11 protein-coding genes are annotated in these 14,539 nt (G+C 66.1%); 7 read left to right on the forward strand and 4 right to left on the reverse strand.

Going from position 1 to position 14,539, the window contains the following annotated elements; all coding sequences use genetic code 11:
- Positions 1 to 116: 116 nt before the first annotated feature.
- From QX204_RS13300 to QX204_RS13310, 3 genes are all read left to right on the forward strand, one after another.
- Positions 117 to 4,385, forward strand: coding sequence for a HAMP domain-containing hybrid sensor histidine kinase/response regulator (locus QX204_RS13300; RefSeq protein WP_301907046.1), 4,269 nt, complete (start codon positions 117 to 119; stop codon positions 4,383 to 4,385).
- A complete protein-coding gene (locus QX204_RS13305; RefSeq protein WP_301907048.1) occupies positions 4,382 to 6,748 on the forward strand; it encodes a SpoIIE family protein phosphatase in 2,367 nt (788 codons plus the stop codon). The genes QX204_RS13300 and QX204_RS13305 overlap by 4 nt, the downstream gene beginning before the upstream one ends.
- 134 nt (positions 6,749 to 6,882) lie before the next feature.
- Positions 6,883 to 7,443, forward strand: a complete 561-nt coding sequence (locus QX204_RS13310; RefSeq protein WP_301907050.1) for a hypothetical protein — start codon at positions 6,883 to 6,885, stop codon at positions 7,441 to 7,443.
- A gap of 80 nt (positions 7,444 to 7,523) precedes the next feature.
- On the opposite strand, the gene QX204_RS13315 is transcribed toward QX204_RS13310, so the two are convergent.
- Positions 7,524 to 8,123 (reverse strand): TetR/AcrR family transcriptional regulator, encoded by a 600-nt coding sequence (locus QX204_RS13315; RefSeq protein WP_301907052.1) that lies wholly within the window; start codon positions 8,121 to 8,123, stop codon positions 7,524 to 7,526.
- Positions 8,124 to 8,198: 75 nt separating this feature from the next.
- On the opposite strand from QX204_RS13315, the gene QX204_RS13320 reads away from it, so the two are divergent.
- A complete protein-coding gene (locus tag QX204_RS13320; protein WP_301907054.1) occupies positions 8,199 to 9,023 on the forward strand; it encodes an alpha/beta fold hydrolase in 825 nt (274 codons plus the stop codon).
- Between the two features lie 6 nt (positions 9,024 to 9,029).
- Here QX204_RS13320 and QX204_RS13325 read toward each other — a convergent pair whose 3' ends face one another.
- Positions 9,030 to 10,310, reverse strand: coding sequence for a cytochrome P450 (locus tag QX204_RS13325; RefSeq protein ID WP_301907055.1), 1,281 nt, complete (start codon positions 10,308 to 10,310; stop codon positions 9,030 to 9,032).
- A 103-nt stretch (positions 10,311 to 10,413) separates the two neighbouring features.
- On the opposite strand from QX204_RS13325, the gene QX204_RS13330 reads away from it, so the two are divergent.
- Positions 10,414 to 10,695, forward strand: coding sequence for a hypothetical protein (locus QX204_RS13330; protein WP_301907056.1), 282 nt, complete (start codon positions 10,414 to 10,416; stop codon positions 10,693 to 10,695).
- A 61-nt stretch (positions 10,696 to 10,756) separates the two neighbouring features.
- Here QX204_RS13330 and QX204_RS13335 read toward each other — a convergent pair whose 3' ends face one another.
- On the reverse strand, positions 10,757 to 11,380 hold the full coding sequence (locus QX204_RS13335) for a TetR/AcrR family transcriptional regulator (protein WP_301907057.1): 624 nt from the start codon (positions 11,378 to 11,380) through the stop codon (positions 10,757 to 10,759).
- A gap of 76 nt (positions 11,381 to 11,456) precedes the next feature.
- On the opposite strand from QX204_RS13335, the gene QX204_RS13340 reads away from it, so the two are divergent.
- Together QX204_RS13340 and QX204_RS13345 are read left to right on the forward strand one after the other, a co-directional pair.
- Positions 11,457 to 12,668, forward strand: a complete 1,212-nt coding sequence (locus QX204_RS13340) for an oxygenase MpaB family protein (protein ID WP_301907058.1) — start codon at positions 11,457 to 11,459, stop codon at positions 12,666 to 12,668.
- A gap of 367 nt (positions 12,669 to 13,035) precedes the next feature.
- Positions 13,036 to 13,455 carry a contact-dependent growth inhibition system immunity protein gene (locus QX204_RS13345; protein ID WP_301907059.1) on the forward strand — a complete coding sequence of 140 codons (420 nt, stop codon included), beginning with the start codon at positions 13,036 to 13,038 and terminating at the stop codon, positions 13,453 to 13,455.
- 160 nt (positions 13,456 to 13,615) lie between these two features.
- Here the strand turns inward: QX204_RS13345 and QX204_RS13350 are convergent, their stop codons facing one another.
- Positions 13,616 to 14,536, reverse strand: coding sequence for an NAD-dependent epimerase/dehydratase family protein (locus QX204_RS13350; protein ID WP_301907060.1), 921 nt, complete (start codon positions 14,534 to 14,536; stop codon positions 13,616 to 13,618).
- Between the last annotated feature and the right edge of the window lie 3 nt (positions 14,537 to 14,539).

The raw sequence follows: 14,539 nt of genomic DNA on the forward strand, positions 1-14,539 counted from the left end.
GTCATCCGAATCCGACAACACACCGCTGCGTCGTGTGTGGGTGACGACGGGTCGGCGATACCTCACACCGATCGGATAGGTGTTCGATTCGGACCGGTCGACCAACGAGGACAGCTATGACGGATACCGCAGCACCGGCCCGCGCAGTGCCCGAGCAGGCCCCGCCGCTGCAGGCCGCGGTGGCCACCGACGAAGTCGAACTGCGGCGGCTGCTCGCCGGTTTGACCGCGGTGCGCGACGGTGATTTCGGCACCAGGTTGCCCACCGACGCCGACGGGCTGCTCGGCGAGATCGCCACGGTGTTCAACGGCATGGTGGACCAGCTGTCGCTGTTCACCTCCGAGGTCACCCGTGTCGCGCGCGAGGTCGGCACCGACGGACGCCTCGGCGGGCAGGCCGAGGTGCCCGGTGTGTCGGGCACTTGGAAGGACCTCACCGACTCGGTGAACGCGATGGCGGGCAACCTGACCAGCCAGGTGCGTGATATCGCCCAGGTCGCCACCGCGGTAGCGCGCGGTGACCTGAGCCAGCAGATCACGGTGAACGCGCGCGGGGAGATCCTCGAGCTGAAGAACACCATCAATACGATGGTCGACCAGCTCTCCTCGTTCGCCGACGAGGTCACCCGCGTGTCCCGTGAGGTGGGCACCGAGGGCAGGCTGGGCGGGCAGGCCGACGTCAAAGGTGTGTCCGGGACCTGGCGAGATCTCACCGACTCGGTGAACTTCATGGCCGGCAACCTCACCGCGCAGGTGCGCTCGATCGCCCAGGTCGCTACCGCGGTGGCCGGCGGTGACCTCACCCAGAAGATCCGTGTCGATGCTCGCGGAGAAATCCTCGAGCTCAAGGAGACCATCAACACGATGGTCGATCAGCTCTCCTCGTTCGCCGACGAGGTCACCCGCGTGTCCCGTGAAGTGGGCACCGAGGGCAGGCTGGGCGGACAGGCCGACGTCAAGGGCGTCTCGGGGACCTGGAAGGACCTCACCGAGTCGGTCAATGTCATGGCCGACAACCTCACCGCGCAGGTGCGCTCGATCGCCCAGGTCACCACGGCGGTCGCCGGCGGTGACCTCACCCAGAAGATCCGTGTCGACGCGCGCGGGGAAATCCTCGAGCTCAAGGAGACCATCAACACGATGGTCGACCAGCTCTCCTCCTTCGCCGACGAGGTCACCCGCGTAGCACGCGAGGTCGGCACCGAGGGCAACCTCGGCGGACAGGCGACCGTCCGCGGCGCCTCGGGCACCTGGAAAGACCTCACCGACAACGTCAACGTGATGGCCTCCAACCTGACCAACCAGGTGCGCTCGATCGCCCAGGTCGCCACCGCGGTCGCGCGCGGTGATCTGAGCCAGAAGATCACCGTGGAGGCCAAGGGTGAGGTCGCCGCGCTGGCCGGGGTGATCAACACCATGGTCGACACACTGTCGGCGTTCGCCGACGAAGTCACCCGCGTGGCCCGCGAGGTGGGCACCGAGGGCATGCTCGGTGGACAAGCTCGCGTGCCCAACGTGGCGGGTACCTGGAAGGACCTGACCGACAACGTCAACTCGATGGCCAACAACCTGACCAATCAGGTGCGCAACATCGCCCAGGTGACGACCGCGGTCGCCCAGGGCGACCTGACCCGCAAGATCGACGTGGACGCCCGCGGAGAGATCCTGGAACTCAAGACCACGATCAACACGATGGTCGACCAGTTGTCAGCCTTCGCCGCCGAGGTGACCCGCGTCGCCCGCGAGGTCGGTTCGCAGGGCCGACTGGGCGGCCAGGCTGAGGTCGAGGGCGTCTCGGGCACCTGGAAGCGGTTGACCGAGAACGTCAACGAGCTGGCGGGCAACCTGACCCGCCAGGTCCGCGCTATCGCCGAGGTCACCAGCGCCGTCGCCGAAGGTGACCTGACGCGCTCGATCACCGTCGAAGCCTCCGGGGAAGTGGCCGAGCTCAAGGACAACATCAACTCCATGGTGGAGTCGTTGCGCGAAACCACCATGGCCAACCAGGACCAGGACTGGCTCAAGAGCAACCTGGCCCGCATCTCGAGCCTGATGCAGGGCCAGCGCGATCTGCATGTGGTGGCCGAGCTGATCATGGACGAGCTCGCGCCGCTGGTGTCGGCGCAGTTCGGTGCGTTCTACCTGGCCGACGAAACCGCCGAGCAGCCGGAGCTGCGGTTGATCAGCTCCTACGGCGGCCCGGACGGACGGGGCAGCGCGCCTCGGCTCACCTTCGGCCAGTCGCTGGTCGGGCAGGCGGCGCGCAGCCGCCGCACGATCGCCGTGGACGACGTTCCCGGTGACTACGTCACCATCTCCTCGGGGTTGGGGCGCACCGCGCCGGTCAATCTTCTTGTGCTGCCGATCGTGGTGGAAGACCAGGTGCTCGGTGTGATCGAGCTGGCCTCCCTGCATCGCTTCACCCGCATCCACCTCGACTTCCTCGATCAGCTCATGGAAACAGTGGGCGTGAACGTCAACACCATCGTGGCCAACGCTCGTACCGACGAACTGCTGGTCGAATCGCAGCGCCTGACTTCTGAGTTGCAGGCCCGCTCGGAAGAGCTGCAGGTACGCCAGGAGGAACTGCAGCTGTCCAATGTCGAGATGGAGGAGAAGGCGGCGCTGCTGGTTCAGCAGAACCGCGACATCGAAGCGAAGAACCTCGAAATCGAGCAGGCCAGGCAAGAACTCGAGACCCGCGCCCAGGAACTGGCGCTCGCCTCGAAGTACAAGTCGGAGTTCCTGGCCAATATGAGCCACGAGCTGCGCACACCGCTGAACAGTCTGCTCATCCTCGCTCAGTTGCTGGCGCAGAACCCGACCCGCAACCTCACCCCCAAACAGGTCGAATACGCCGGCATCATCCACTCGGCGGGTTCTGATCTGCTGCAGCTGATCAACGACATCCTCGATCTCTCCAAGGTCGAGGCGGGCAAGATGGATATCACCCCCGAGCGGGTGCCGCTGCGCAAATTGCTGGACTACGTCGAGGCGACCTTCCGGCCGGTGACTACCCAAAAGAGTCTCGGTTTCCGGATCACGACCACGGCGGGTCTGCCACTGGAGTTGCTCACCGATGACTCTCGACTGCGGCAGGTGCTGGGCAATCTGTTGTCCAACGCGGTCAAATTCACCGAGAGCGGGTCGGTGGAATTGCGCATCGAGCCGACGGAGACCCACGAGTTGCCCGCCGCGGTACGCCGCCACGGCATGGCCATCGCCCTGCGAGTGATCGACACCGGCATCGGCATCGCCCAGCATCAGCTGGAGTCGATCTTCGGCGCCTTCCAACAGGCTGACGGCACGACCAGCCGCAAATACGGCGGCACCGGGCTCGGTCTGTCGATCAGCCGCGAGATCGCCTACCTGCTCGGCGGGGCCATCGCGGCCGAGAGCACCCTCGGCCAAGGCAGCACCTTCACCCTCTACCTGCCGGTCGCTCGCCCGGACTTCCACGAGGTGCTCGAGCTCGATCACGTGGACCGACAGCAGACCGACCGTCTGGAACTCGTGTCGAGCTCGGCGACGCCACAGCAGCGTCGGCTGTTGGTGGTGGAGGAGCGGCCGCAGGGCCTGCTGTCGCTGGTCGCGCAGAGCGCGGTGGCCGACCTCGCCGACAACAACGACCCGCGCGGACCGGTTCAGGTGGTCAGCGCGATCGGTGTGGCGGAAGCGGCCGGAGCACTCGCCGCCGAGGCGTTCCACTGCGTAGTGCTGGAGCTGGACATGCCCGGCAGCGCCGCGCTGGATTTCCTCGAGACGATGGACGGCGATGCCGCGTTGAGCAGCGTGCCGGTGCTCGCCCACAACCGCCGCCTCGACGCCGAGCAGGAACGCCTACTGCAGGATCGGATGCGGCGACGGCCGTTGGAGTTGCTGTCGAGTCTGGATGAACTGCGCGAGCGGATCGCCCTGCACGTCACCGCCGAGGCGCCCGGGGACGTACTGCCCCTGGTTCGCCGGGACGAGGCACCAGCCGCCACACCGCATCGCCCGCTCGGCGAGCTGGCCGGGCGCACGGTGCTCATCGTCGACGACGACGCCCGTAATCTGTTCGCGCTCAGCAGCATTCTCGAACTGCACGACATCACCGTGTTGCACGCCGAGAACGGCCGCGAGGGCATCGACACCCTGCTCACGCACCCGGAAACGGATCTGGTGCTGATGGACGTGATGATGCCCGAGATGGACGGCTACACCGCGACATCGACCATCCGCGAGATGCCACAGTACGAGAAGCTGCCTATCATCGCCGTGACCGCCAAGGCCATGCTGGGTGACCGGGACAAGAGCCTGGCCTCCGGCGCCAACGACTACGTCACCAAGCCGGTCGACGCGGACGCGCTCCTGGCCTGCATCGTGCATTGGCTCGGCGTCAGATGACCGACTCCGGAATCGGTGACACCGATGCCGGGACAGCCACGGTAGTCCCGCGTCTCGCGGCCACAGTGGAGCGGCTGAACAACCAGATCCGGCAGGCACAGGCCACAGCCGACGGCCGGGCGCTGATCGAGATGGCGAAGGGCGTGCTGGTCGAACGGCTGCACTGCGGGCCCGCGCAGGCGGCAACCCAATTGGAGATCCTGTCCGCCCGAGCCGGGGTCGCGCCCCTGGAATTGGCTGTCGACCTGGTGAACCAGGCGGCGCAGGACAAAATGAGCGCGGTGGTCGGGGAGTTCCTGCAAGCCACCGCCACACCACCCAGCGGGCCGACCGCGGTCGTGCGGCTGCGCACCGCCGAGAGCGGGCTGCTCGCGGCGGGCGATACCCAGCGGGTAGCGGAGTCGGTGCTCGAACACGCGGTGTCGCCGCTGGGTGCCACCGCGGTCGCGATCTGGTCCGCGGGCATCGACGCGTCGCTGTCGCTGGCGGGTTTCGCCGGGATCGACGGGCACGAGGCCCAACGGTGGCGCTATGTGCCGCCGGGGGTGGTGACCCCCGCGCGGCAGGCATTGATCCAACGCACGGCGCAGTGGATCGAGGACCTGACTGTGTCGGGGCTGCCCTCGATCGGAGACCGTGCCGGCGGCCGAGCAGCGATCCCGATCGGCGCGGCAGGCAAGATACTCGGGGTGCTCGAGGTGTGCTGGCCTCGGCCGATCGAGGTGCAACCGCGCCAGATCCACCAGCAACTGCAAGCGCTGGCCGAGCTGTGTGCGCACACGCTCGAGTCCGACTCGGCCGCGGTACGGACCACCGAACGCGCCGATGTCGCCGACCTCGTGCGCATGGCCGATGGATTGTTCGACCCCGCACTGGTACTCATACCCCAACTCGAGCGGGGCACGCTCGCCGACTTCGCCATCCACCACCTCAACAGCTGCTTCGTCGACCCGGCCGGTCGACCTCCCGGCCTGATCAGCGGCTCGTCACTGCTCGAGATGTACCCGATGGCCGCGGTCGAGGGACGACTGTTCGAGCGGATCGAGCATGTCTTCGCTACGGGTGAGACCTACCGCGCCGACCGGGTCATGCTGACCGAACTGGTCGACCAGATCCCCTTGACCGTCGCGGCCGCGCTCAGCATCAGCCGCTACGGCGACGCCGTGCTCATGGTGTGGCGGATAGAGGACGAGTCGGGACGACTGGCGACGCTGCTGCAGCACGCCCAACGACTCGGCCGCGTCGGTGGTTTCGAGGAGAACGCGGCCACCGGCGAGATCACCTGGAGCGAACAGCTTTTCGCGCTCTACGGGCTGGCGCCGACCACCGACCCCGTCCCGCTGGCGCAGCTGCCAGGCCACGTCCACGACGCCGACACCGAGGCGGTGCGACGGTTTCTGCGCACGCTGCTGCGCTACCGCCGTCCGGCCTCCACCGCATGCCGGCTGAGCAGAGCCGACGGCGTGACCCGCCACGTCCGGATCATCGCCGAACCGGTGGTCGACGCGGCCGGACACCTACATGCCATCCGCGGTGCGTACCAGGATGTCTCGGCCCAACACTGGACCGAGATCGCGCTGTCGGCGACCCGGGACCGGCTCACCGACACCGAAGTGCGCGCCGCCGAGCAGAGCAGTCTGGCAAGGCAACTCCAGCAGGCCATCATGCCCGACGCGCAGCCGTCCACCGACGCGTTCGGTTTGCGCATCGCGGTGCGCTACCGGCCGACCGAGCAGGACGAACTCGTCGGTGGCGACTGGTACGACACCATCGTGCTGCCGTCGAAGGAGATCTTGGTATCGGTCGGCGACATCACCGGCCACGGCATCACGGCCGCGACCGGAATGGTCGTGCTACGCAACGCCTTACGCGGCCTGGCCGCAACCGGTGCCGGACCGGGCCAGATGCTGGCATGGCTGAATCTAGTGGCCCACCACCTCACCGACAGCATCTTCGCCACAGCCATCTGTGGCGTCTACAACCCACTGACTCGGGTCTTGCGCTGGGCTCGCGCAGGTCACCCGCCACCAGTGCTGGTCCGAGCCGGCCACGCCTGCTCCCTGCCTGAACTCAGAGGCATAATCCTCGGCGCGCTGGCCGAAACTAGCTACGAGGAAGGCGAAATCCAGCTCGAATTGGACGACACACTCCTGCTCTACACCGACGGCCTCATCGAGCGCCGCGACCTAGATCTCGACCTCTGCATAGAACGACTTCTCACGATCTCGGCCGCATTCACCGGAAGCCTGGACGAGCGTCTCGACCACCTGCTCGACAGCAGCGACGCCGACACAGACGACGACACCTGCGTAGTCGGCATCCAGGTGGGAACAAGCCAGGGCCCGCCCACCGTGAACCTCTGACAGTCGCACTCACGTGGACGAGGCGCGCCCGCGGTCTGCCACGATACCGTTGTTCTGTGTGTGGGATCGCTGCGCTGTGAGTGAGAGCGGACTATGGATGGGGGAGACCAATGGCGGGTAGACGTGTCGCTGATGTGATCGTGATGGTGGGAGTTGTCTTGTTCGCGAGCGCAGCGTGCAGCGCTGCCGATGCCGAACCCGAGCCCATGGCTCCGATTTCAGTGGTCGTGCCGGATTCTCTGGGGGGCCGCGAGAAAATCGTCCGGCCACCGAATGACCGGGACCGGACCGATGAAGCCGCCGAGCATGCCAGGTTCCGCAACCTGGTGCCGACCGCCAATTCTGTTGTGTCGGCTCTCTATCGCAAAGGCACCTCTCCCAGCGGGCTCGTGCTGATCGCTGCGACCGTCGCTATCGAAGAGAACATGGAGGTGGCACTGGACAGGCTTCTCCTGGGCACGCCGACCGATGGCACGGACGGACTGGAGGACGTGCGGTCCGTCGATCCCGGACCGGTGGGTGGCCTGGCCAAGTGCGGGGCAAAGAACACTCCACGGCAGGGAAAGCACCCGATAGCGGTGTGCGCGTGGGCAGATCGCGGCAGCATGGGCACTATCACGTGGCCGACCGCCGGAGTCGAGACCGCTCGTGGTGAGTTCGCTGCGATGCATACCCAGGTCGTACTCGTCGGTTGATCATCCCGAAGTCGGATCCGAAGCTCACGCCGTCGACCTCGGTCGTCGGTGAAATGCTGTGCCACCGTTGACCCTTTGCCTTATAGAGAGCATTGCGGCGTCTGTGCTTGGGCGAGGGTAGCGGTCACCGCGGACTGGACTCCCTGCCCGGCAACGATGATGGGTTCGATCGAACGCAGCGTGCGACACAGCACGAACGCTCCCTCGAGGGCAGTCAGAGTCGACATCGCCAGAGCACGACTCTGTTGCTCGGTGATGTCGAGTTGTCCGAACCATCGGGCGAGTCGAGTCAGCCAGTCCTGAAAGACCTCCGCGGCCTCGATTCTGAGCCGTTCGTTGGTGCTCGCCACTTCCAGTGCGATGGTCTCGATCGAACATGCCTCGCTGTAGTCCTGAGATTCCATGAGCCTGCCGGCGTTCTCGAAGAGTTGCGGTATCGCGGTCGCGGGATCGGCGTCGGCCAGTTGCGTGCCGACGAAATCGCCGTAACGGACTCCTTCGCGCCGGATGACTTCCACGCTGATCGATTCCTTGCCACCGGGGAAGTGGTGGTAGATCGAGCCGAACGGTGCCTTGGCTGTGCTGGAGATCTGTTTGAGGCCGGTGGCGGACATGCCCTGGCGGCGATACAGCTCCGCTGTCGCCTCGAGTATCCGTTCCCGTGTGCCGAGATCTGCCATGGCGATCACTCCTTGCGCGGTGGTACGCCACAGCATATCGTGACCCAGTAGAACGATCTATCTAGGAGGTGCGGGATGCCTACAGTGCAGGTACCGGCGGGGCCCATCGCCTATGAGGACACCGGCGGAGAGGGGCCCGTCCTCGTGTTCGGCCACGGCCTGCTCATGGACGGTCGGCAATGGCGCAAAGTCATTCCGTTGCTGCCCGAATACCGTTGCATCACACCGACGTTGCTCCTGGGCGCGCACGTCGAGCCGATGCATCCCGACGTGGACCTGACCGAGCAGGGAGTGGCTCGCATCCTCGCGGACTTCCTCGATGTCCTAGGACTCGAGGAGGTGACGTTGGTCCTCAACGATTGGGGCGGCGGGCAGTTCCTGATCTCCGAGGGGCGTGCTCAGCGCGTGGGAAGGCTGGTGCTCGCCTCGTGCACCGCGTTCGACAACTACCCGCCCGAGCCGGCACGCCCGGCAGCCCTGCTGTGCCGCCTGCCCGGTGGGGGCTGGCTGCTGAGCAGGATGTTCGGGACGAAGTTCTTCCGGCACAGTCGACGCGCCTACGGTGCGCTGAGCAAGACAGGGCTGCCGGACGCGCTGTACGACGAATGGTTTCGTCCCGCCATCGAGAACGCCGCGATCCGCCGGGATCTGGTCAAATTCGCCACCGGGGCGCCCTCTCGACGCAGACTGCTCGAATTATCCGATCAACTGCGGACATTCACGCGTCCGGTGCTCGTGGTGTGGGCACGCGAGGATCAGATGATGCCGCTCGAGCATGCGGACCGATTGGTTGAGCTGTTCCCCGATGCGGCCAAGCTGATCATCGATGATTCGTGGACTCTTATTCCCGAAGACCAGCCGCGAGCCATGGCAGAGGCCTTGCAGAAGTTCGTAGGATGATCGCGGTCAGTTGACCAGAATCGGTGCACCGTCGGACGGCACATGCGTGATATTGCGGACCCGGCCCCGCGTCGTCGCGTCCGCAGGCAGGGACAGGACGTGGCGGCGCAGGACCTCTTGAAGCACCGCCGCACCCTCCATCAGCGCGAAACCCGCTCCGATGCACCGGCGCACCCCACCGCCGAACGGCAGCCAGGTATTCGGCGCCACGCTGCCGTCGAGGAAGCGACCGGGCCGGAACACCGCGTCAGGGAAGGCCTCGGGCCGCTGGTGCGCGAGCAGGATCGAGGCCGCGACGACGGTTCCAGCGGGCAGGTCGTGGCCGCCGATCATCATGTCGCGGGTGAGCTTTCGCACCACACCGCCGATGACCCAGTGATAGCGCAGTGCTTCCTTCATCACCGCTTCGAGGTACACGGTGTCGCCGTCGAGCGCGGCTCGGCGGGCGAGGTCCTGCTGGGTGGGGTCGGCGGCCAGTTCGCGGAGCGCCCATGACAGTGCGGCCGAAGTCGTCTCGTGCCCGGCGGCGAGCAGGGTGACCAACTGATCGCGGAGTTCGTCTCGGGTGAGCGGGGTGTCGTCGCCGCTGCCCGCGGACATCAGTCGCGACAACACATCAGCGCCCGGGGCGTCACTGCCGGTGCGGCGCTGCTCGATCTCGGCGTAGAGGTGGACGTCCAGACTCGCCCGGTCGTGGTGGAACCGTTTCCATGGTCCGCGGGTCTGTAGGGCTGGGTACCGGGAACCGAGCAGGGTGAGCGGGGCGATGTCGGTGATGCGGCGCATGGGTGGACCGAGTAGGTCGCGACGGCGCGGATCGGCGACACCGAGCACCACCTCGCCGATGACATCGAGGGTGATCGCGGTCATCGCGTCCAGGCTGCGGACGGTCGACCCGGCCTGCCAGGTCTCCACGTGGGTGGCGGCGATCTGCTCGATCATCTTGCGATAACCGGTCAGGGCGGACCCGGTGAAGGCGGGCATCAGCAGGCGGCGAGCGCGAGCGTGCTCGGCTTCGTCGGTGATGAGCACCGAATGATCGCCCAGCAGCGGACGCAGGATGCCGTTGCTCTCGCCGGCGTGCAGGTCGGTGGGGGAGGCGGCGAAGATCTCGCGGACGTGTTCGGGGCGGGTGAACACGACCAGATGTCGGGCGTACGGCGGCACCATGCGCAGGGTGAAGGTGTCGCCGTAACGGCGAGCGGTGGCGGTCAAGAACCGTTCCCGCGCTTGCACATACCGGATCGTCTGCGCGATCGCGGGTAGTCGGGGGCCGGGCGGGTACATGGCGACGGTCCTCTCCTGGATACCTCACTCCACGGTAACCCCGGCTGCTCGAGTTGGGCGTCGATCTGGAAATCCACGTGTTCGCTACCTCGCTGGGAGCCCGGTGACCACCTTTCAGGGCAGCCGAGTAGGCGGCGACCAGCGATTCGTCGTGTGCGAGGACCAGACCGGCACCCGGATCATGCGGGCGGCAGCGCCGGCGCTACGGCCTGACCCCTTCGAAGGAGCCTTCTTCACTTTCACTGCCAATAGTCAGCAGTTCGTGGCTGATGGCATGAAAATCGACCTGGCGCGCGCGACGATTACCGTCACCGACGACCCGAAACACCCCGAATTCCGTGCGGTGACATGGACCGTGAACGAATACTGGTCTGCTATCTACTGATTCGGCCGCTCGGTGCCGACTCGACCGTCATGGTGAACGAGCTGTTCGACCGCACCGACTGTCAGGGCGCTCGGTTCACCACAGCTAGCGCGAGTTCGGTGCACAGGGCGGCGACTTCGGTGGTCGGCCGACCGGGGTCGGCCAGCCAGGTCGCCACGAGCTGATTGATCCCGCCGACGACGAAAAGTGCTTCCTGGCGCCGGATCTCCGGATTCGCGGGGGTACCGAGGAATTCCGCGCTGTACTGCATCACGAGATCGGTCACGATACCGACGGCACGTGAGCGCAACTCTTCGAGCCCGGCGACGCTGTGGGTATCGCTGGTGAGGATGCGGTGGATGCTGGGGTCGTCGGCGATCGTGTCGAGGTAGGTCGTCAGTGCCCGCAGGAGTTTGCGTTTCAGGGTGCCGGGCTCGGCCTGGCTCGCCTCGACAAGGGTGGTGAACAGCTGCTCGTGCACCTGCTCGGCGACGGCGAGGACCAGTGCGTCTCGGGTGGCGAAATCCTCGTAGAAGTAGCGCGGCGTCAACCCCGACGCGGCGCACACGCGGCGCACGGTGACTTCGCTCGGGCCGGCCTCGCCCCAGATCTGGCGACCCGCGGCGAGGAGTTTGTCGCGGCGTTCGTCTCGTCGATTCGCCGCGCTGATTCCCCGGTAGGACCGGACCACCTCTGCGCGCGCCATTGACAGGACTTTAGCAGCCGACATATTTTGGATATCAGTCGTTATCCAAAATATTGTCGCTCAACGAGGAGTGTCGATGACCACCGTCCCCACCCGTCACCCCGATCGTCCCCACCACGTTCCCGCCGTCGTCGGTGGCTTCGCGGCGATGCTGGGGGTTCACAGCCCCGACTCGGAGCAGTGGCAGCGTCTCGGCGAGGGCTTGCTCGTCGGTGACGCCGCGATGGATCAACTGGTGGACTGGATGGTTGCCACGGGCTCGAAGCAGATGCGCCCGCTGTTCGATCGAGCGCTCACCGACGGCATCGCCGCGGTGCCTGATGCGCCGGACGCGCTGCGCGAGTTCTTCGCCGCGGTCGAGACCGTTCCGGCCTGGGTCGATCACGACAAACTCGTGCGCGGAGCCAAGGTCCTGCTCACCGGTGGTTCCGACGGCATGTACATCGCGCGCGACGTCGCCATGCTCGGCGGCTACCAGTTCTCCGGCTTCAACAAGACCCTGTTGCGCACAGGAGCGCTGGAGAAGGGCTCCAACCAGCGGTGGGCCGAGACGATGCAGTGGGCGATGGACGTGTTGTCCGAGGACGGATTGTCCCCGCTGGGTCTGGGCTACCAATCCACGATCCGGGTGCGACTCATCCACGCCTTCGTCCGCAGGCACGTGGCTGCCATGCCGGATTGGCGGACCGAGGACTGGGGCCTGCCCATCAATCAGACGGATATGGCGGCCACGCTCGTCGGCGCCTTCATCGCACCGGCGATCGGTGGGATGGGCCTTGGCCTGTTGCTCACCCCCGCCGAAACCGACGCTGTCGCGCACCTGGTCCGCTACGTCGGCTGGCTGCTCGGGGTCGAGGAGCAGTGGCTGCCGCACTCCTTCCGCGACGGCGTGCGCGTCCTGGTGCACACACTGTCGGCCTTGGCCGACCCCGACGAGTCGACCCGTCAGCTCGCGGTGCCGATGTCACGAGACCCGTTGTCGTGGAACTACGACCGGCTGCCCACGATCCGGCGCCGTCTTGCCTATGCCCAGCATCTGTCGGTGACGGGGACCTTCCTCGGCCGCCACACCATGCGTGCGCTCGGGCTGCCGACGGCGATCGTGCCGTGGTACCCGGCGATCCGCATCCCCGTCAATGTCGCGCGCTCGGTCACCCGGCTGCTGCCCGGCGGGCTCGACCGTGCCGCGACTCGTGGTGCGCGAGAACAGGATCGGTTCATGTCGACGCTGGTCAGCGCCGGACCGACGGTCGGCGCGGCGGCCGCGCGACTCACCCACGCGGCCTAGCGCCCCAACGGGGCGACCGGGGTAGGCCGAGGTCGTAGTGGTGATGGTGGTGATGAACCACTGGTCGTGATCCGTGGAAACTCGGCCTCGGGCAAGTCCACCACCGCGATCGCAGTCCAGCGCCGATTCGAACGAGGGCAATGTGCTGTGATATTTCAGGATCTGGTGCGGCGGAACATGCTCCGAGAACCCGACGAGGCGGGCGCACGGCTGACAGCCGCTGCCGTTCGTCGAAGAAGTCCGCATCGATGCGAGTTGGACCCTCGATGCCACGACAGATCGGACCTATCGCGACATCGAACACAGCCGAGACCCAGCGTGACGAGCACAGTCGCAGGCAGTTGGGCAGTTGTATACGGTGGACTCCATGCCTGCCAACCCATCGGGCCAGCAATCCTTAGAACAAATCGAGGGTGAGGCCTGGCCTGAGCCGGCATCAGATGCCACCCACGTGATCCGAAGAGTCCACCAGTTGCGTCGGGTTCCAGTTGGGGACCTGAGCATTGAAGACCTACGAATTATGTTGTCGCAGAGCGTCGGAACCGTCGCGATCCTGCCTCGGGTACTTGACCTGCTGGAGGAGAATCCGCTGGCGGAGGGCGACTTCTACCCGGGAGATCTCTTGGTTGCCATGCTGCGGCTTCGCCGTGACCACTGGTCGGACCAGATCGGACTGCTGGCCAGGGCACGGTGCGTAGTCCAGCGAGCGGATGCCATGACCAATCAGCTGAACAGAGCTCAGACCCCTGAACTTCGCCGCCTGGTCGGTGAGTTCTTGTCGAACTGATTCGATTCGAAGTGATATCGAGCGCGCTCTCATGCCGTGACCCGCGCGGTGGTCGGCCATCCGAACCGGTTGGCCAACAGTGCTTTCCAACGCGCCCGCACGTCGACGACCATGTCCTGGAACCGGTTAGCGGCTGTCGTCAGACTGGCTGATCGGCCGGTCAGTCGGAGAGGATCCGCTGCACTCCCTCCCGATAGGTGGTGATTTGGAAGGCGGGAAAGCGGGCCGCGAACTTCAAGCTGTCAAAGATGTTGTCGTGGCGGTAGCGGCCGAGCAACTCATACATCTCATCCAGCGGCTTGACGAAGTGGCGCCCGAGGCGGAACGCGAGCATCGGCAGCACCGTGTAGTCGATCTTGCGGCCGATGACCTCGCCGGCGATCTCGATGAGCTGGGCGTAGGACTGCCGGTTCGGGTCGACCGGTAGGTGCCATGTCTGGCCGTAGGCATCCGGGGTGTTGCCGAGCAGGGCCAGCGCCCGGCTCGCGTCGGGTGTCCAGATCAGGGAGCGCTCGGTGTGCGCGTTGACCGGCACGAACGGCCGCTTGCCTGCCCTGATCCTGTCGAACACCAAAGAATTCGTGTAGCTCTTGGTCGAACCGGGTCCGTAGAACTCGGGGGCGCGGCCGATGAGGCCCTGAACCCGACCGGCCCGTACGGCCTCGAGCAGCGTGGTGGCGAGTTCGCCGCGGACACGTCCCTTGCGACCGCCCGGTGCGAATACTGTCGACTCGGTCTGGGGAGCCGACGTTCCGGGATACATGTAGGTGTTGTCGAAGAAGACGAGCTTGGTCCCGTGTTCGGCGCAAGCGTCGATGGCGTTGCGCATGATGACGGGGAACTGACGCTCCCACAGCTCCGAGTTCAGCGGCAGGCCGACGGTGAGGTAGGCGATCTGGCTGCCCGCGACGGCACGGCTGGTGGCCTCGGCATCGGTGAGGTCCGCGGCCAGGAGTTCATCGGTGTCATTGACCCGCGACGGCTTACGGCTGACGAGACGAATGTCCTTGGTGTAGTTGCGGTGGAGCTCGTTCACGAGCTCGTCGGCGATCGGTCCGCCGGCGCCGAGGACGGTCTGCATTTG

Source organism: Nocardia sp. PE-7 (genome assembly GCF_030486425.1).
In the GTDB taxonomy this organism is placed as follows: Bacteria; Actinomycetota; Actinomycetes; order Mycobacteriales; family Mycobacteriaceae; genus Nocardia; species Nocardia salmonicida_A.